The following is a 19,354-nucleotide window of genomic DNA, read 5'->3' as shown; positions in this document are numbered from 1 at the left end:
AAATGCATATGAACACAATCAGCCCATTGGCTTTTGTCAGCCCCGAAGCAAAGATTGGCGAAGGGGTAACGATACATCCATTTGCCTATATAGATAAAAATGTAGTGATTGGGAACAACTGCACCATTATGCCATACGCAAGTATTTTAAACGGTACCCGTATGGGCGATGGCAATCAGGTTTACCAGAATTCAGTTCTGGGAGCAACCCCGCAGGATTTTTCTTACCATGGCGGTGATACCATTCTGGAAATTGGCAACAACAACGTTTTTCGTGAAAACGTATTGATAGCCCGTTCTTCTATTAAAGATGGGAAAACCATCATAGGCAATGACAATTTTATTATGGAAGGAGTTCATATATGCCATGATTGCAAGATAGATAATTTCTGTGTGATTGGCATCAACTCAATTATTGCTGGAAACTGCATCATTGATTCGCATGTGATATTCAGTTCACAGGTCAGCATGTTTCAGGATACCCATGTAGGTTGCTGGAGTATGATACAGGGAGGCTGCCGCTTTAAGAAAGACATTCCTCCTTATATTATCACAACTACTAATCCGACCCGTTATTACGGTGTAAATGTTAAGTTGCTGAATCACTATAATGTTTCTGAAGAAGTAATCGGTCATATCGCCCATGCGTATGAATTGATTTTTCACGCGAGAGTAAGCACCACAGATGCCTTACACAGGGTTGAAGAAGAGGTTCCGATGAGCGAGGAAATTGAAAACATCATCAATTTCATCAGAGAATCTAAAAAAGGAATTATTTCCTGATTAAGGTAGCATTGATTCAGGTAAATACCAGAAGGTAGAAAATCTAATCAGGGAAAAGTCATATTCCTTGGTTGAAATAAACAAAATATGGCGGTACTTTACTTAAAAGCCCGTCTTAGTTTTTGAAAGTCCCGTTGCTCTTTTTAAAGACAGCGGGACTTTTTTCTTTCCAATGCTTCTCAATAATTGTTTAAAATACACTCATCATCTTTTTTACATCAAATATATCCAGGTCGTTATCCTTACTATCTTGTCTTTGAATGACCGGTCGATGGTTTTTATTCTTCTGAAAATGAGGAAACGGCATGGATGTTATCTCATTATTATCAAAGTTGACTTCCGCTTTTCCAGTTCTGTGATTTTCATCGCATTCATTGGAAAATAGCGGGTAAGTTTGTGTATGACTCAAAATTGCAGCAGACAGAAAAGAACCATCTGATTGTGAAGTATGAGTGGTTGATTAAAAAGATATGAAATAATTATACAGTGTGACAAAGTTCTGTAAAATAGTTCTTTTATATGGTTCGGTGTGAAATTTGTCACCCCCACCAGCAGGGCGTTTCAGAAGAGAGAGGTGCTTTACCCCCTCAAATTGACGGTTATGAATTCCCATTTTCGGAGAAGGTAGTGATGCTTTTTAAAATTTGGTATTTTTAGATATATTTATTTCTTTTAATGCATAATTTACTTGTATGTAAAACGCTAACAGTCTTAGCATTGCACACCAGAATAACATTCCTATCGACATTTATATGTTAACACATATTATCAACCAGATTCCTTCATCGAGAAAAAACTGCAACAAATATAATTCAATTTAAATAGACAAAGCAACTTCGTGTCCCTGCCGCCAATAGTTTTTATCCCAAAACTTCCTTATTATTGCAATGAAAATAGAGATGGTTTATCTTTTTCGCGTTCTTTATTTCGCAGTCTTTCCAAATAACACATACTTTGAGGTAGCCTATTTCCTGTTTGGTTAATAGAGTATATTCGCCACCGGATATGATAAAGTACTTTTGCCCCGAAACAAGTATATCGGGAATATATATTCCTACTACACAGATTAATTAACTCTTGTACAAAACAATGCATTCTTCTGTACAGAACAATTAATTCTCTTGTACAAAAGAATAGATTGTTTTGTACAAGAGAAATTAAACTCAAGGAATTGAATTTATTTTTTGATTACAAGTTTCTGATAAAAAAACCTATTCAAAACATTTGCATAGAAAGGTTTGCATGTCACTATTTAATTTAAGCGTGCAAAATTAAGGACCTATAAAGAATCTCTTAATGCAAGAGAGAGCTAAAAGAGATTATTCAACGTCTGTCTTTGGCATTCGGAATGCAGCATACAACTCAAATACAGCAGCAATTGTAAGTGAAAGCATCCACTCGTTACCATGAGGAAGTGCAAACATCAGCACACCGGAAGCAACCAGAAAGATAGCCCCCAATATCTGCTGACGGCGAAGACGCTTTACAATCAGATCATTCCCATTATAAGGAGTGAGTAAAATTTGAACCAAAGCAACAATTAAAGCTCCGGCAGAAAATACATAAGGAGATAAAGTCCAGCGTGTAATGTAAGAGGCTGCACCAATCAACACCAGCGCTGCTCCCAAAAGGAATAATAAAGAAGTATATTTTTTCATTTCTGAGTTTCGTTTTCTGTAGTTTCTGTGTTTTCTTCCTCGATAACATAAATGTCCTCATTCGATTTTTTCATGAGGTACTTCTCACGAGCCACTTTTTCTATTGAACGAGGATTGGTGGTTAATTCGTTCAGGCGCCTAGTATTCTCATCGTATTCAGATTGATACTCTTTAATGCCTTCGTGAAGTTTATTAATCTTCCGGATATTAGAAACACGCCGCACCATACTGTTTTCGTCAAGAAAACCGATGATTGCAAGAAAAACAAATACCGTAATCCAGTATTTATGTCTTCTGATAAAATTCCAAATAGTAAGAAGTTTAATCATATTACATCAAGTTATACGTGGTTACAAAGATAGAAATATTTCCGAACGTACGTTTTACTTAATCGATAATTTAATGTACATTTGCAGAGATTGAATTATAGAATGTATCCAGGAATATGGAAAATTATATCGTATCGGCCCGAAAATATCGTCCATCAACTTTTGAATCTGTTGTTGGTCAAAAGTCCTTAACCACCACACTGAAGAATGCAATAGCCTCTCAAAAACTTGCGCATGCCTATCTTTTTTGTGGTCCAAGAGGAGTTGGCAAGACTACCTGTGCACGAATTTTTGCTAAAACCATAAACTGTCTGAATCTGACAAACGAAGGTGAAGCTTGCAATGAGTGCGAATCGTGCCTTGCCTTCAATGAACAGCGTTCGTATAATATCCATGAACTTGATGCAGCTTCAAACAATAGTGTAGACGATATACGTTTGCTTATAGAACAGGTACGCATTCCGCCACAAATAGGCAGATACAAAGTTTATATCATCGATGAGGTTCACATGCTTTCAACCGCGGCATTCAATGCCTTCCTGAAAACATTGGAGGAACCCCCAAAACATGCAATTTTTATTCTTGCAACAACAGAAAAACATAAGTTACTGCCTACAATTCTTTCCAGGTGTCAGATATACGATTTTAGCAGAATCAGCGTACAAGACACAGTAGAGCACCTTACCTACGTAGCTCAAAAAGAAGGTATAAATGCCGAACCAGATGCTTTAAACGTAATTGCTCAAAAAGCGGATGGAGGTCTGCGTGACGCACTATCCATCTTCGACCAGGTAGTAAGCTTTACAGCAGGAAATGTACAATACAAAAGTGTTATTGAAAATCTGAACGTTCTTGATTACGAATACTACTTCCGACTAACAGACAGGCTGATTGAAAACAAGGTGGCAGATTCACTGCTTATTTTCAACGACATCTTAAACAAAGGCTTTGAGGGAGGTCATTTCATTACAGGGCTATCCTCTCATTTCCGCGATCTATTGGTCAGCAGAGATGAACAAACCCTTCAGCTTCTTGAGGTTGGTGCCAGCATTCGTGAAAGATACAGAGAACAGGCTACAAAATGCACTCCAAAATTCTTATACAAGGCAATGAAGCTTGCCAACGAGTGCGATTTGAACTACAGAGTTAGTAAAAACAAGCGTTTTCTGGTGGAACTCACCTTAATTCAAATAGCACAGATAACATCGGAACCTGAAGATGAAAGCCATGGGCGTGGCCCTAAACAAGCTATAAAACCCATATTCAATCAGTCCGATAACGGACAGCCTCAACAAGAGACAACGATTCAGGCTACAGACAAAAGTCAGACTGCCTCAAATTTGCAACCTGCAAGGAACATTGCTCAAACAGCAACAATCTCTATAGGTCATAAATCTCCTATTCCTCAGAAAAAAGAGGAAAAGAAGATTCCGGTTATGAAGGCCGGAAGTCTAGGTGTATCTATAAAAAATCCATACCGGAATGTTCAGGATGAGCAGCCAAAGGTTGCCGAACAAAACCCTACACTGAACAGGGCTATCGAGGAAGATTATAACATCAATGACAGAGACCTGAACCACTACTGGCAAGAATTTGCTAATGCGCTTCCTATTGAACAAAGAGGAATTATGATGCGAATGAAAAATTCTCCAGCAAAACTAATATCAGACACTGCTTTCGAGATGGTGGTAGATAATGAAATTGTTGCTAAAGACATGACAGCAATGATTCCCGAAATCCAGAATTACTTGCGCAGACAGTTGCACAACAGTAAAATTACAATGAATGTAAGGGTCAGCGAACCGCAGGAAATTGTCCGGGCATACGGAAGAGTAGAGCGTTTTCAGATGATGGCTCAGAAAAACCCCGAACTACTAAAATTAAAAGAGACCTTTGGGTTAGAACTTAACTAAACCCAAAGGCCTCTCATATTATATAAAATCAAAATGATTATTTTCTGTTCATCAGCCTATAATTGGCCATTTCTTCGTATTTGCTTCCCGGACGACCGTAATTACAGTAAGGATAAATAGAAATCCCCCCACGTGGAGTAAATATTCCGGTTACTTCAATGTATTTAGGATCCATCAGTTTAATAAGGTCTTTCATGATAATATTCACACAATCTTCGTGGAAAGCTCCATGGTTACGAAAGCTGAAGAGATACAGTTTCAGACTTTTACTCTCAACCATTTTCACATCGGGAATATATGTAATGCGTATTTCCGCAAAATCAGGCTGGCCGGTAATTGGGCAAAGGCTTGTAAACTCGGGACAATTAAATTGCACCCAATAATCGTTTCCCGGATGTTTATTGTCAAAAGCCTCTAAAACTTCAGGAGCATAATCATTTTTATATTCCGTTTTACCCCCCAATAATGAGAGCTGTTCTTTTAGTTCTGCCATAATTCAATTTATTTCCAATAATTATTTTCTTCTATTCAAATATTCTTGTAAACCCTTATTTCTTAGTTTGCATGCAGGGCAATGGCCACAACCATCGGCAAGTATTCCATTATAACAGGTCAACGTCTCATTTCGTATCACATCGAACACTTCCAGTTCATCCGCCAAAGCCCAGGTGTCTGTTTTATCAATCCACATAAGTGGTGTATGAATCAGGAATTGCTCTTCCATTGCCAAATTAAGGGTTACATTGAGCGATTTAATAAATGAGTCGCGACAATCAGGATAACCGCTGAAGTCGGTTTGAGATACACCTGTCACTAAGTTACGTACTCCTTTTTCTCGTGCAAAAACAGCTGCTATACTTATAAAAAACAGATTTCTACCTGGCACAAATGTATTCGGAAATGAATCGGAAGGTTTCTCTTCATCCATCTCAATGGAATTATTGGTCAGCGAGCTACTGCCTAAACTACTGATAAAAGAAGCATCAATCAGACGAAATTCTACGTCTGCTTTCTCTGCAATAGCCCTTGCAACATCGACTTCTAGCTGGTGTTTCTGACCATATTTAAAACACAGGGCGTATACTTTCTTAAATTCTCTTTTAGCCCAATATAGACAGGTTGTGGAATCTTGTCCTCCGCTAAACAAGACTACAGCCGATTCATTATTTCTCATTTTCATCAAATTTCATTTATTTTAATTACGCTGTAAGAAATGTCGGTATCATAAACATCCGTTTCTTCAGTCTGTTTCACAAAGTCTACCACCCTACGTGTAACCGGAAGAACTAGTATCTCAAACAATGTTTTAGCAACTGTTTCCACTACGATAATCTGTATCACAACATTCAATGGTATCACAAATAAAAAGCCGATAGTAGTAAAAACAAAAGTATCGGCAAGCTCACCTACAATGGTTGAAGCAACAGCTCTTTGACCAAACTTCTTGCCCTTATGTAAGATTTTCATTTTACTCATTACAAACGCATTCAGGAAAGATCCTACTAGAAAAGCCAATAGGCTGGCTAATGCAATACGAGGTGTTTGAGCAAGTACTGAAGCATAAGAATTTTGCATACCCCAATGGGCAGCAGGCGGAAGAGCGACCGATACTTGAAACAGCAATATTGCCAGAAAGTTAATGGCAAATGCAATCCAGATTATAAGCCTGGCTTTGCGAAAGCCCCAAACTTCAGTGATGCAGTCGTTAATTACGTACGAAATGGGAAAAATTATCAATCCGGCGGTAGAGGGGAAACCCAAAATCTCAAACTGTTTAACAGCCAGAATGTTCGATAATACAAGACACATACTGAATAGTATGCCCATAAGCATAAATGATACAGAAACTTTATTCTTCATAATTCTTGTTTTTTACGTGGTGTTCAAGCACACGACCTTTATTCAAGGCATCGCATTTCTTAATTGGGTGCAAAGTTAGTAATTATAATGAAAACAGAATGCGATGTTACTGTTAAAAGTAGGAAAAACAATGGGCGACCTTATGGCCGCCCATTACATATTTTAGTTAGTAAGTCTTGTATATATTATCAGAAAGAATAATCTACACCAACACCAAACACCTTGTTTGTACGACCAAAAACATCAGTCCCTGGCAAAGTGGTTCCATTATAGTTAGCCGATTCTTTTGTATATCCATCGTATTTAGAAAAGAAATATGCTACATTCAGCTTCAGGCTCTTGTTTAGTTTAAAAGCGGCTCCCATACCAATTGAGTAAGAGTTTGTAGTAAAACTCATGTCAGACATATAATTATCTTCCAGACCATACATTGTACGTTGGTAACCACCACTAACTAGCACTCTGTCGGTGATATCCCATTCAACACCAGCCAGTAACTCATTACTGTCTCCACTCAAATATCTTTGTTTCTGATTTGCCATCTCCGCATCCTTATCAAAGTAATGATTCCATCCGATTGAGGTGCGTAATGAAGGAAGAATTGAGTATTGTGCACCAACAGTCAACAAGCTTGGAATATCATTTGGAGTATTAATTCCATGATCATAAGCCGCAACTCCGGTTGTGTTGATTTTTGTTTTATTTTCGACATTCAGGTTGGTTTTAAATTCGTATTTCACACCAAAGTTAAATTTATCCAACTTATAATCAAGACCGATAATCGGAGTAATTCCCCACCCGCTCTGAGTGCAATCCAGTTCTTTATCAGCAGTTTTAATGGCAACACCTGCGGCTGTTGCAGCAGCATTGGTAGCCATAGAAGCTGCAGCCGTATATTGACTTGCTAATTCTGTATTTCCAGCAGCAGTAGCTGCAGCAGCTGCTGCTGTATACTGAGAAGCAGCAGTCGTGTATTGATTGGCTGCTGATGTAAAATATTGATTCAGATTCATCATTTCACCTCCGGCAAGATTAGCTCTGATGTTTTTCAAATATCCATAATAGGCATTGCTGACGTAATTCATTCTTCCTCCACCAAAAACTGCCAAGTTATCAGATATTTTATAAGTCGCACCCAATTGTAGACCAAAAATATATTGACGACCCTCCATGTAACTATTTACAGCATAGCTGGTTGTACCTGCAAATGGTTTACTTCCAGCAATTACTGAATTTGAAAGTAGCACCGGAATCATTGCCACCTGAGATTCGAAAGATGGTAGACCTTCATTAAAGGTAGCCTTTCCACCCCCTCCGGTTATAGCGAAACTACCCGAAAAGGTCCAATTATTATTCTTATAAGCAGCCTGAAAACTTGGAACAAACGGAGCTGTTGCTTCACCTTTAAATTCTTTCATTTTACTTCCACCATTCCCAGCGAATGGTGCGAATGTTGAAGTTATAGTTCTGGTCTGGAAAGCACTCTGTCCGTTCAATGAAAGATGTAATCCATCACTCATGAAAGCTACTCCGGCCGGATTTGAATAAACTGCATCAATTTCAGTCGAAGCACCACGAGCTACATTACGCAAAAAAGCAATATGCTGATTTGTATTAGTTAAAAGTCCGCCCGCAAATGTTGGGACTGAAACTGTTATTAATAAAACAAAAAGCTGAAATGTTTTTCTCATATTTCTTATTCTTTAATAATTTTTGGCTGCAAAGTTAATACAAAACCAAATACAACAAGCATTATTTGTTATTTATTTTACCATAGACCAACAATATACGCCATTTATCGCAAAAATAACTGTTTCAAATGTAACATATAAATAACGATATATATAAAACAAACCTTATTTAACAATATAACATATTTACATTGTATTTCCTTATAATTCAAATTAGGCAAAAATTATCTATACCCAATTACAGCAAAAGATGAAACTTATATTAATGAAATAAAGAAAAACTTTCTTTATTATGGGAGCCGTTTTTTAAGAAATATATTTTGGTAAACGGAAGAATTTGACTTTATTTGCAGGGAATTACTTAAAATGAGAACAAACATGATTAACACCACAAATACTCAGGAAAACCTATCAGGCCTTAAGCGTGAAGACTTTAAAAAGACAATAGATGGTAAATCAACTGATTTATTCATTCTTAAAAACAAAAATGGCATGGAAATAGCTGTAACCAACTACGGTGCGGCCACACTTGCTATTATGGTACCGGACAAAAACGGAAACTATGCAAATGTAATTTTAGGTCACGATAGCATTGAGAACGTTATCAAAAGTCCCGAACCTTTCCTTAGTACAACGATCGGCCGTTATGGCAACAGAATAGCAAAAGGAAAATTCACCTTGCTGGGTAAAGAGTATTCATTAGCCATCAACAATGGACCCAACTCATTACATGGTGGTCCTACAGGATTCCATACAGCTGTGTGGGATGCAGAACAGACAGACGAGCAGACTGTAGAATTCAAACATACCTCTCAAGATGGTGAAGAAGGATTTCCTGGTAAGTTGACTGTAAATATGACTTATTCATTAACGGACAACAACGAATTTACAATAACTTACAAAGCCACCACAGATAAAACAACGATAGTTAACCTGACCAATCATGGTTTCTTTAATCTGGCAGGTATTGCTAATCCTACTCCAACTGTTCTGAATAATATTCTTACTATCAACGCAGATTATTTCATCCCGATTGACGAAGTAAGCATCCCATTCGGTGAAATTATTAAGGTAGCCGGAACTCCATTTGATTTCAGAACACCTCATGTAGTAGGAGAACGAATTGATGATAAAGACCAACAAACAGTTAATGGTACTGGTTATGACCACTGTTTTGTACTAAATAAAAAAGAACCGGGAGAACTTAGCTTTGCAGCTAAATGTGTTGAACCCCTTAGCGGACGTTCAATGGAAGTATATACTACAGAACCTGGAGTACAACTATATACAGGCAACTGGCTGAACGGATTCAGCGGTGCACATGGCACCACTTTCCCGGCCAGAAGTGCTATATGCTTTGAAGCACAACACTTCCCCGACACTCCTAACAAACCTCATTTTCCATCAGTAGTACTTAATCCGGGTGAAGAGTACAATCAGACTACAATTTACAAATTTGGAATAGAAAAATAATCAAATAAACTACATTTTATAATTAACAATTAAAAAAGCCATGACACAACAAAAAAAGAATTATGCATTGCCTATTGCAATGATGTTCGCTCTCTTTGCAATGATTTCATTCGTTACCGGACTTACCAATCCGCTAGGAATAATCGTAAAGAATCAATTCAACGCTGCTAACTGGATGACTCAGTTAGGAAATGCAGCAAACTTCATTGCATACCTGTTTATGGGTATTCCAGCCGGTATGCTATTAAAAAAGATAGGATATAAGAAAACAGCTCTTCTTGCTATTGCAGTTGGTTTCTTCGGTGTAAGTATTCAATATGTTTCTGGATTGGCAAGCAGCTTCGGCATTTATTTGTCTGGTGCATTTATTTCCGGTTTTTCTATGTGTATGTTGAATACAGTAGTAAACCCTATGTTGAATACACTTGGTGGTGGAGGTAAAAAAGGTAACCAACTTATTCAGTTTGGTGGTTCTTTGAACTCTATCTCTGCAACTATCGTTCCTATCCTAGTTGGTTACCTCATTGGTGATGCAGCACGTGCACAAATCAGTGATGCAGCTCCTGCATTATTTATCGCAATGGGTATCTTTGCTTTAGCATTCATCGTACTGTTCACAATGAATATCCCTGAACCATATGGAGAAGAAGAAGCAAAAAAAGAGGTAAAAGAAAAACACAGCGCAATGTCTTTCCGTCACTTCGTTTTAGGTACTGTAGCTATCTTCTTGTACGTTGGTATTGAAGTTGGTATTCCTAACTTTGTGAACTTGTTCCTTACTACTGCCAAAGATGCAGAAGGAGCAAAAGGTTTTGGTATGGACACAGCCATGGCAGGTACCATTGTTGGAACTTATTGGTTCCTTATGATGATTGGTCGTTTGGTAGGTGGAAGTATCGGTGGTAAAATTTCCAGTAAGGTACAGCTGACAACAGTTAGTACATTAGCCTTGATATTCTTGGTAATCGGTATCTTTGCTCCTATCGACACAACAGTTTCTATGCCGGTATTTAAATCAAACATCAGCTTTGGAACAGCTATTGTGCCTATTAATGTTATGTTCTTTGTTCTTTGCGGTCTTTGCACTTCTGTAATGTGGGGAGGAATTTTCAACCTTGCAGTTGAAGGACTTGGAAAATACACATCAATGGGATCAGGTATTTTCATGGTAATGGTTTGTGGTGGAGGTATCCTTCCTCTTATCCAAGGAGGTTTGGCTGATATCACCAGCAGCTACATGACTAGTTACTGGGTAATTTTCGCCGCAATTTGCTTCATACTTTACTATGCATTAGTAGGTTGCAAAAATGTCAACAAGGACATTCCTGTAGAATAATTTAATAATAATATTCATAACTTTCAAAATAATATCATGGATTTACAATATGTAAGAGGTCACTTCTCAGAACGCTTTAATGGTGAAGTTGGCTCTGTATACGCTTCACCCGGACGTGTTAATCTGATTGGTGAACACACTGACTACAATGGCGGTTTCGTATTCCCGGGAGCAATCGACAAAGGAATGGTAGCCGAAATCAAAATAAATGGTACAGATAAAGTAAGAGCATACTCTATCGACCTAAACGATTATGCTGAATTCGGTCTGAATGAAGAAGATGCTCCGGAAGCTAGCTGGGCTAGATATATCTTTGGAGTTTGCCGCGAAATTATCAAAAGAGGTGGTAAAATCGAAGGATTTGATACAGCTTTTGCAGGTGATGTTCCTCTGGGTGCAGGTATGTCTTCATCAGCAGCATTGGAAAGCACATACGCTTATGCTCTGAACGAAATGTTCAACTGCGGAATCGATAAATTTGAGTTGGCTAAAATCGGACAAGCAACAGAACATAACTATTGCGGTGTAAACTGCGGTATCATGGATCAGTTTGCTTCTGTATTCGGTAAGGCTGGTAGCCTGATTCGTCTGGACTGCCGCTCTTTGGAGTATAAGTATTACCCATTCAACCCAACTGGCTATAAAGTTGTGTTGCTTGACTCAGTTGTAAAACACGAGCTTGCTTCATCAGCATATAACAAGCGTCGTCATTCTTGCGAAACAGTAGTTGCTGCTATCAAAAAGAATCACCCGGAAGTGGAATTCCTTCGCGACTGTACAATGGAAATGCTTCAGGCTGTGAAGAACGATGTAACTGAAGAAGATTACATGCGTGCTGAATACGTAATTGAAGAAATTCAACGTGTACTCGACGTTTGCGATGCTTTAGAAAAAGGTGATTACGAAACTGTAGGTGAAAAGATGTATGGTACTCACCACGGTATGAGCAAACTTTACGAAGTAAGTTGCGAAGAGCTTGATTTCTTGAACGACTGCGCCAAGAAAAACGGTGTGACTGGCTCACGCGTTATGGGTGGTGGTTTTGGTGGATGTACCATCAACCTCGTTAAAGAAGAGCTTTATGATTCATTCATTGCTGATGCAAAAGAATCATTCACTGCTAAATTCGGCAGAGCTCCAAAAGTATACGATGTAGTTATCAGCGACGGTTCTCGCAAATTGGCATAATCAGTATATTTAAATAATATAAAGGTGTATTGTTCTGAACAGTACACCTTTTTTTGTTTATTCTATAGAGTCATAATAATTATATCATGCAGTTCTGGTTTACACGGAATAAACTACTTCTGAAAGACCAATCTCCAGATTGGAAGAGTAAAGAAGTAGTTGCGAATTTGTCTTTTTGTTATACAAATAAATCAATTTATCACGAAAGTTAATGCGATAAATAGCCTGCAGGAATCATCGGCTTATTAAAAAAAATATTTTTCTAACTAGTTATTAGTCATAAAGCATTATCTTTGCACGAAAATTAATGAACTAATAGTTATGAACGATAGTAAACTAATGAATCGCGCAGCCGACAATGTGCGTATTTTAGCAGCTTCTATGGTAGAAAAAGCGAAGTCAGGTCACCCCGGTGGTGCTATGGGTGGTGCAGACTTTGTCAACGTTCTTTTCTCCGAATTTCTAGAATATGATCCCGAAAATCCAAAATGGGAAGGTCGCGATCGTTTTTTCCTTGATCCCGGACATATGTCTCCCATGCTATATTCTGTTTTAGCTTTAACAGGTAAATATACAATCGAAGAACTAATGCAGTTCCGTCAATGGGGTAGCTGTACTCCAGGCCATCCGGAAGTTGACGTAATGAGAGGAATTGAAAACACATCCGGTCCGCTTGGACAAGGACATACATATGCAGTAGGTGCCGCTATCGCTGCAAAATTCCTGAAAGCACGCTTTGGAGAGGTTATGAATCAAACCATTTATTCATTCATTTCTGACGGAGGAATTCAGGAAGAGGTATCTCAGGGTGCAGGCCGCTTGGCAGGACACTTGGGACTTGACAACCTGATTATGTTTTATGATTCAAACGATGTTCAGCTATCAACGGATACTTACGAAGTAACCAGCGAAGATATCGCAAAGAAATATGAAGCCTGGAACTGGAATGTATTAGCCATTAATGGCAACGATCCTGATGAAATCCGTAAGGCTTTGACTGCTGCTAAAGCAGAAAAAGAACGTCCTACAATCATAATTGGTAAAACAATTATGGGGAAAGGTGCTGTCACAGCCGAACTCCAGAATTTCGAAGGTAAATGTTCTACTCATGGACAGCCATTAAGTGCCAGCGGTGCTTCATTTGATGAAACAATCAAAAACCTTGGTGGCGATCCAACCAATCCTTTCCAGATTTTCCCTGAAGTACAGGACCTGTATAATAAGAGAGCAGCCGAACTGAAAAAGATTGTTGCTGAAAAATATGTCGCTAAAGCAGAATGGGCGAAAGCTAATCCTGAACTTGCAGCAAAACTAGAGAATTTCTTCTCAGGTAAAACACCGGAAATTGACTGGGCAGGCATCCAGCAAAAAGCTGGTATTCCAACCCGTGGTGCATCTGCTGCCGTTTTAGGAGTATTGGCAACTAAAGTTGAAAACATGATCTGTTCTTCTGCCGACCTATCAAATTCTGATAAGACTGATGGATTCCTGAATAAGACTCATGCCTTTACAAAAGGTGATTTCAGTGGAGCTTTCCTGCAAGCAGGTGTAGCCGAGCTAACCATGGCGTGTGTTTGCATTGGTATGGCTCTTCACGGTGGGGTAATTGTGGCATGCGGAACATTCTTTGTATTCTCCGACTACATGAAACCTGCAATCCGTATGGCTGCATTGATGGAACTTCCGGTTAAATTTATCTGGTCGCACGACGCATTCCGCGTTGGTGAAGACGGGCCTACTCATGAACCGGTAGAACAGGAAGCTCAAATCCGTTTGATGGAAAAACTTAAAAACCACAGCGGCAAGAATTCCATGTTGGTTCTTCGTCCTGCTGATTCGGACGAATCTACAATAGCATGGAAACTGGCTATGGAAAATACCTGCACACCTACAGGATTAATCTTCTCTCGTCAGAATGTAGCTAATCTGCCTGCCGGAACCAATTATGCAGAAGCTGCCAAAGGAGCTTACATCGTTGCTGGCTCAGACGAAAACCCAGATGTAATCCTGATCGCATCAGGTTCTGAAGTTTCTACACTTGTTGCAGGAGCTGAGCTACTTCGCAAAGATGGACTCAAACTTCGCATTGTCTCTGTTCCTTCTGAAGGATTATTCCGCAACCAAAGCAAAGAATACCAGGAATCAATCATCCCAGCCGGAGCCAAAGTATTTGGTCTGACAGCTGGCCTTCCGGTAAATCTTGAAGGTTTGGCTGGTGCCAACGGAAAGGTATTTGGTCTGGAATCATTTGGTTTCTCTGCTCCTTTCAAGGTGCTTGACGAGAAATTAGGATTCACTGCTGAGAATGTATACAATCAGGTAAAGGCGATGTTATAAACCTTACATAAACTGTAAACAGATTAAAATGAAAACAATTGGAATTTGCTCAGACCACGCTGGTTTTGAATTGAAGCAGTTCGTTAAGAGCTGGCTTGAAGCTAAAGGTTGGGCCTATAAAGATTTTGGTACATATTCAACAGATAGCTGTGATTATGCTGATTGCGCTCATCCGCTTGCTTTGGCTGTAGAAGCAGGTGAATGTTATCCGGGAATTGCCATCTGTGGCAGTGGTAATGGCATCAATATGACACTTAACAAGCATCAGGGAATCAGGGCGGCTCTTTGCTGGAATCCTGAAATCTCAAAACTTGCACGTCTTCACAACGATGCTAATGTTCTGGTTATGCCAGGCCGGTTTATTTCTACCGAAGAAGCCGACCAAATCATGACTGATTTTTTTTCAACCGAGTTTGAAGGCGGACGTCACCAAAAACGGATTGAAAAAATTCCTGTAAAATAAAATAGCAATTTCTCCAAATAAGAAAATCCCGCTTGTTTTCAGGCGGGATTTTTATTTATTATAAAATCCAGATCATCGGTTTCGACATTCAGCCTTAAATTTTTCATTATCAAACTCGATTCTCAATAGAGCATCAGATAATTAAGAGGAAAATAAAGGCGGCTACTTCATAAGATGTTATTTTCTATCAGAAAATATTATACAACTGGAAAACATCACTGTTTCCAATCTGTCGGGCCCCTCTTATAGGCAAGCGACATGCTGGGATGAATAACTCCATCCTTACAAACAAACTGCACTGAGAGTATGAAATGACTGAAGAATTCACCATGCGAGAAGAAAAAATCAGGTATCATTCGTGAACGGCTTTCCGAGAAGTGGCTCAATTCAGCCAGATCGGCAATCAACAGATAATTAAATCCGGGAGCAAGTCTGGCACCAAATTTTTTGTACAGAGTAGATTCAGCTACAGAAGAGAATGTTTCTACCTGGGTAATATATGATATTATATCAATCGGCTTCGGAGCCAACAGCAGGTAATTTTTGTAGAACACCGCACAAGATTTGAAATCAGCATCTGCAATGCCAGACAACTGTGAGAAAAGTGTATTTTGTGGAAGAGAATAGAACCTATAATTTTTATTACCTGCATACAATATCTCCATTGGCGAAATAGGCATTTTCCTCTGCATAGAATTGTTTTGCAGGAACAATTTCAGTTCATTCTCTGTCTTAATGGAATCTTTCAGTGGAATGGCAAGCAGCGAGAGAGGCCGGCGTACTGAATCGGCTGCATAAAATGAAAGTCCCATCATACTACCTGCCACATTGCCCATCAGGAAATGCATCAGATTTACATCCGCTTCTCTTATATAATCTGGATAATCAGTTAAAGCATATTGTCTCCTCGATGCATTTGCTGCTATATATTTAAATTCAGAAATAGCTGTTTGATTAATATAATAGGTAGACTCAGGGAACTCTTTTCCAGATAAATGTTCGATTGGCACTTGCAGCTTAAGTGCATTTACAAACGATGAACTGGTATCAGCATCAATGCTGATACCTGAAAAATAGAGTGCATCGCGTCCTAGATTGAGGTCTAGTTCACTCCATCCCACTTCCTTCATCTTAAGATACAACGTTGAAATGCCATTAAGCCGTTTTTGGTCATGAGAGAGTGAGAACAACGGATCTGAAAGAAGCGATTGTCCGCTTAACCGGGCATCAATAACCTGTTCAATCAGCTTCTTGCTGTAACTGGCAGTCATAAAACCAGAAGATTTGTAGCAACAGAGAAACAGATCTCCTCCCATTGGTAAAATTTCAATCTGATGTCCTTTATAAGAAACATTTTTTGAAGGAAAATCGATTGAGCGATATTTGCGAATTTGATGTTCAATCCATTTCTCGTCACCAGGATTCGTACAAAAGTAGATAACCTGATCCAGTTCGCTACCGGGAGAATGAAAACTGATTAACATCCGGTTCAGTCTCTCGCCCAAGCCATGCGGAGCAGAGGCTGTCAATTCATCAAAATGCTCTCTCACATCATTGGCAATACGCGAAAGCTTAAGACTAGAAAATTCCTTTCTGAAAGATGCATAGTTCAAATCTTTCATTAACGTTGAAAGCTCCCTTGTTTCGAAAACCGCACATGCATTTGGTGGAACAAGTGAATAGAGGTTAATCCCCGCATTCCGTCCACGAGCATTAAGGCTAGTAAAAAAGAATACCCCCGCTCCTATCAGAGAAAGCAGAACAGAGGCAAGAATCAATATCTTTATCCTTAATTTCCGGTCCATTGCAATGTGCTTTTCAATACAATATCAGTATCTTTGTCACGTTATACTAAATGTGTTAACATACAAAAATAATAAATATTCTGACTTTTAATGAAATATTTGATTAGAAAAGAGATAGCAGGTTTTTTTAGTTCATCCATGGGGTATGTAATACTCTTTGTATGGCTACTGGCTGTATCACTTATGTTATGGTTTTTTGCAGGAGAATATAATCTGCTTGATGGAGGATTTGCAACCCTTCGCCCGTTCTTTTCGCTAGCTCCTGTGCTGTTTCTGCTGTTGGTTCCTTCAGTCACGATGCGAATGTTTGCCGAAGAAAAAAGAATGGGAACACTCGAACTACTCTTTTCACGTCCAATCAAGATCAGCACCATCGTCGTAAGTAAATTCTGGTCGGCATGGTTGTTAATGGTAATTGCATTGATCCCTACCCTAATATATCTTATAAGTATTTTATCGCTAAGTACTGCAGGTATTGACTCGGGAGAAATCATCGGAGGATATTTCGGACTACTTTGCCTATTGGCTGCTTTCGTCAGCATTGGTTTGTTTTCATCTTCCCTCACCAGCAATCAGTTGATTGCATTTCTGATAGCTGCTCTCTTATCATTTGCCACTTTCTATGGATTTGAGCTTATTGCTTCACTTACATCGAATGGCAGTCTGCACAACACATGGGCTCAGCTCGGTGTTCAAGCTCATTACCAATCCATGTCCCGGGGAGTTATCGATACACGCGATCTTATTTATTTCGCTTCAGTAACTATCTTCTTTATCTATCTCACCATCCAGGTAAACACACGCAAAAGATGAAAAAGAATATATTAAAAGGATCTGGTATACTGGTACTGATTGTAATATTAAACCTGCTTTCTTCAAGCTACTTCGTGCGGCTTGACCTCACCGCCGAAAAACGGTACACTCTCTCCGGTCAAAGCAGAAAATTGGTTAAAAGTATGGATAAACCTCTGGAAGTGATTCTTTATCTGAACGGAGATCTAAACCCGGCTTTCGATCGCCTCCGCACATCAGTAACCGATATGCTAGACGAACTTGCAATATACGCTCCTCATGGAATAAAACTGCATCAAGTAAATCCATCGGCAGCCCCTGACGATAAAACGAGACAGGAACACTATGTTCAGATGGATCGGAAAGGAATGCGCGGGCTTTCCGTTAATGAGCATGATCGGGAAGGAAAACTTTCTTCTAAAGTAATATACCCCTGGATGGAACTTATATACAACGGCGATACCCTACCGGTAAGTCTACTCAAAAAGAACCTGAATCTCACCCCGCAAGAGGCATTGAACACTTCCGTCAGCGAACTAGAATACAACCTGACCGAAGGAATAAGAATACTTGCCATAACTCATCCCGAGCGAATTGCCTTTATTGAAGGGCACAACGAATGGAGCGAGGCATACGTGTACGAAGCTACCAACTTACTAAGCAAGTATTACAATGTTGATAGGGGCAGGTTGAGCGGAAATCCGGAAGAGCTGCTACCATATAAAGTACTTATTATCGCAGCCCCTCAAAAAGCCTTCAGTGAAAAAGAGAAATTCGCCCTTGACCAATATATAATGAATGGCGGAAGAGTACTATGGTTACTTAACGGAACAAAGATCTCCCAACAGGAATTCGATGCAACCGGAGAATCGGCCACTTTGAAGGAGGATGTCAACCTGGACGACATGCTCTTCACCTACGGCATCCGTATTAATCCTGTTACGATACAAGATATGCAATGCACTGCCATTCGTCTCGCATCCTCGGCAGCAGGAACCAAAGAGACCTACACTACCCTTCCCTGGTATTTTGCCCCATTGCTTATCCCATCAGACAAGAGCATAATCACGCACCACATCTCACCTCTTAAATCCGAACTTGTGAGTACGATCTCATTTGTGGGTAGTGACCAATTGAAAAGAGAAGCACTCCTTTCCACATCTGCCAATGCACACACCTTGCCTGTTCCGGACAAAGTGAGCCTCCGATATGTAGAGATGCCAGCTGAGGAATCCTACTTTAACGAGCGCAATCTCCCGGTGGCAGGTTTACTGGAAGGAGAATTTACATCAGCTTTTATCAACCGTTTAACACCTGATAGCTGCACAGAGCTCTCCCAAGGACGATTGCAGAAGAGTAAATACACCCGAATGATTGTTGTAGCTACCGGTAGTATTATTAAAAACGAATGGAGAGGAGAAAAAGATGAAGCACAACCGGTCCCTCTTGGATACGATAACGTTTCAGGCGAATACCTGGGGAATGCCGAATTCATTTCTAATGCTGTCAATTATCTGGCAGGCAACGAACAGTGGCTAAGTCTTCGTTCGCGCGATTATAAACTTAGATTGCTTAACAAACAGGCAATCGCACAAAGAGGGTTGTGGGAAACGATAAACATTGGCATCCCTCTCCTATTGGTACTGACAGTCGGATTCGTTTATTCCAAACGTAGAAAAAGTAAACAGTAGGAATGGAAAGACTTCCCAAAAAATAGAAATAAAAAG

Annotated in this window: 16 protein-coding genes; 9 read left to right on the top strand and 7 right to left on the bottom strand. The window is 39.4% G+C overall.

Translation table 11 applies throughout. From position 1 onward, the window contains the following. Positions 1-8 precede the first annotated feature (8 nt). On the top strand, positions 9-782 hold the full coding sequence (lpxA, locus tag ABWU87_RS02640; protein ID WP_353333029.1) for an acyl-ACP--UDP-N-acetylglucosamine O-acyltransferase: 774 nt from the start codon (positions 9-11) through the stop codon (positions 780-782). A gap of 1,319 nt (positions 783-2,101) precedes the next feature. Here lpxA and ABWU87_RS02635 read toward each other — a convergent pair. Together ABWU87_RS02635 and ABWU87_RS02630 are read right to left on the bottom strand one after the other, a co-directional pair. Continuing rightward, complete coding sequence (locus tag ABWU87_RS02635; RefSeq protein ID WP_353333027.1) at positions 2,102-2,440, bottom strand: hypothetical protein; 339 nt, start codon at positions 2,438-2,440, stop codon at positions 2,102-2,104. Further along, the gene (locus ABWU87_RS02630) at positions 2,437-2,769 is read right to left on the bottom strand and encodes an FtsB family cell division protein (protein ID WP_353333025.1); all 333 of its coding nucleotides are present in this window, start codon (positions 2,767-2,769) and stop codon (positions 2,437-2,439) included. The genes ABWU87_RS02635 and ABWU87_RS02630 overlap by 4 nt, the downstream gene beginning before the upstream one ends. A 116-nt stretch (positions 2,770-2,885) precedes the next feature. Here ABWU87_RS02630 and ABWU87_RS02625 point away from each other — a divergent pair, with 116 nt between their 5' ends. Beyond that, a complete protein-coding gene (locus ABWU87_RS02625; RefSeq protein ID WP_353333023.1) occupies positions 2,886-4,682 on the top strand; it encodes a DNA polymerase III subunit gamma/tau in 1,797 nt (598 codons plus the stop codon). A gap of 37 nt (positions 4,683-4,719) precedes the next feature. On the opposite strand, the gene queF is transcribed toward ABWU87_RS02625, so the two are convergent. From queF to ABWU87_RS02605, 4 genes are all read right to left on the bottom strand, one after another. Next, entirely contained in the window at positions 4,720-5,175 is a 456-nt protein-coding gene (queF, locus tag ABWU87_RS02620; RefSeq protein WP_353333021.1) for a preQ(1) synthase, read from the bottom strand. Between the two features lie 21 nt (positions 5,176-5,196). Further along, on the bottom strand, positions 5,197-5,856 hold the full coding sequence (gene queC / locus ABWU87_RS02615; RefSeq protein WP_353334399.1) for a 7-cyano-7-deazaguanine synthase QueC: 660 nt from the start codon (positions 5,854-5,856) through the stop codon (positions 5,197-5,199). 5 nt (positions 5,857-5,861) lie between these two features. After that, the gene (locus ABWU87_RS02610; RefSeq protein WP_353333019.1) at positions 5,862-6,542 is read right to left on the bottom strand and encodes a queuosine precursor transporter; all 681 of its coding nucleotides are present in this window, start codon (positions 6,540-6,542) and stop codon (positions 5,862-5,864) included. A gap of 188 nt (positions 6,543-6,730) precedes the next feature. Continuing rightward, positions 6,731-8,233, bottom strand: a complete 1,503-nt coding sequence (locus tag ABWU87_RS02605; protein WP_353333017.1) for an OmpP1/FadL family transporter — start codon at positions 8,231-8,233, stop codon at positions 6,731-6,733. A gap of 378 nt (positions 8,234-8,611) precedes the next feature. Between ABWU87_RS02605 and ABWU87_RS02600 the strand changes: the two genes are divergently transcribed. From ABWU87_RS02600 to rpiB, 5 genes are all read left to right on the top strand, one after another. Continuing rightward, entirely contained in the window at positions 8,612-9,706 is a 1,095-nt protein-coding gene (locus ABWU87_RS02600) for an aldose epimerase family protein (protein WP_353333016.1), read from the top strand. Between the two features lie 40 nt (positions 9,707-9,746). Then, positions 9,747-11,042, top strand: a complete 1,296-nt coding sequence (locus ABWU87_RS02595) for an MFS transporter (protein ID WP_353333014.1) — start codon at positions 9,747-9,749, stop codon at positions 11,040-11,042. A 36-nt stretch (positions 11,043-11,078) separates the two neighbouring features. Next, positions 11,079-12,230 (top strand): galactokinase, encoded by a 1,152-nt coding sequence (gene galK / locus ABWU87_RS02590; RefSeq protein ID WP_353333013.1) that lies wholly within the window; start codon positions 11,079-11,081, stop codon positions 12,228-12,230. 321 nt (positions 12,231-12,551) lie between these two features. After that, complete coding sequence (locus ABWU87_RS02585) at positions 12,552-14,567, top strand: transketolase family protein (RefSeq protein ID WP_353333011.1); 2,016 nt, start codon at positions 12,552-12,554, stop codon at positions 14,565-14,567. A 28-nt stretch (positions 14,568-14,595) separates the two neighbouring features. After that, positions 14,596-15,030 carry a ribose 5-phosphate isomerase B gene (rpiB, locus tag ABWU87_RS02580; RefSeq protein ID WP_353333009.1) on the top strand — a complete coding sequence of 145 codons (435 nt, stop codon included), beginning with the start codon at positions 14,596-14,598 and terminating at the stop codon, positions 15,028-15,030. A gap of 215 nt (positions 15,031-15,245) precedes the next feature. Here the strand turns inward: rpiB and ABWU87_RS02575 are convergent, their stop codons facing one another. Next, entirely contained in the window at positions 15,246-16,835 is a 1,590-nt protein-coding gene (locus ABWU87_RS02575) for a hypothetical protein (protein ID WP_353333008.1), read from the bottom strand. Positions 16,836-16,925: 90 nt separating this feature from the next. Here ABWU87_RS02575 and ABWU87_RS02570 point away from each other — a divergent pair, with 90 nt between their 5' ends. After that, on the top strand, positions 16,926-17,648 hold the full coding sequence (locus tag ABWU87_RS02570; RefSeq protein ID WP_353333006.1) for an ABC transporter permease subunit: 723 nt from the start codon (positions 16,926-16,928) through the stop codon (positions 17,646-17,648). Beyond that, positions 17,645-19,318, top strand: a complete 1,674-nt coding sequence (gene gldG / locus ABWU87_RS02565) for a gliding motility-associated ABC transporter substrate-binding protein GldG (protein ID WP_353333004.1) — start codon at positions 17,645-17,647, stop codon at positions 19,316-19,318. Before ABWU87_RS02570 ends, gldG begins: the two co-directional genes overlap by 4 nt. Positions 19,319-19,354 lie beyond the last annotated feature (36 nt).

The organism is Bacteroides sedimenti (genome assembly GCF_040365225.1).
In the GTDB taxonomy this organism is placed as follows: domain Bacteria; phylum Bacteroidota; class Bacteroidia; order Bacteroidales; family Bacteroidaceae; genus Bacteroides; species Bacteroides sedimenti.
Note: the sequence above shows the minus strand (reverse complement) of the source record. Positions and strands in the feature narration are given on the sequence as shown.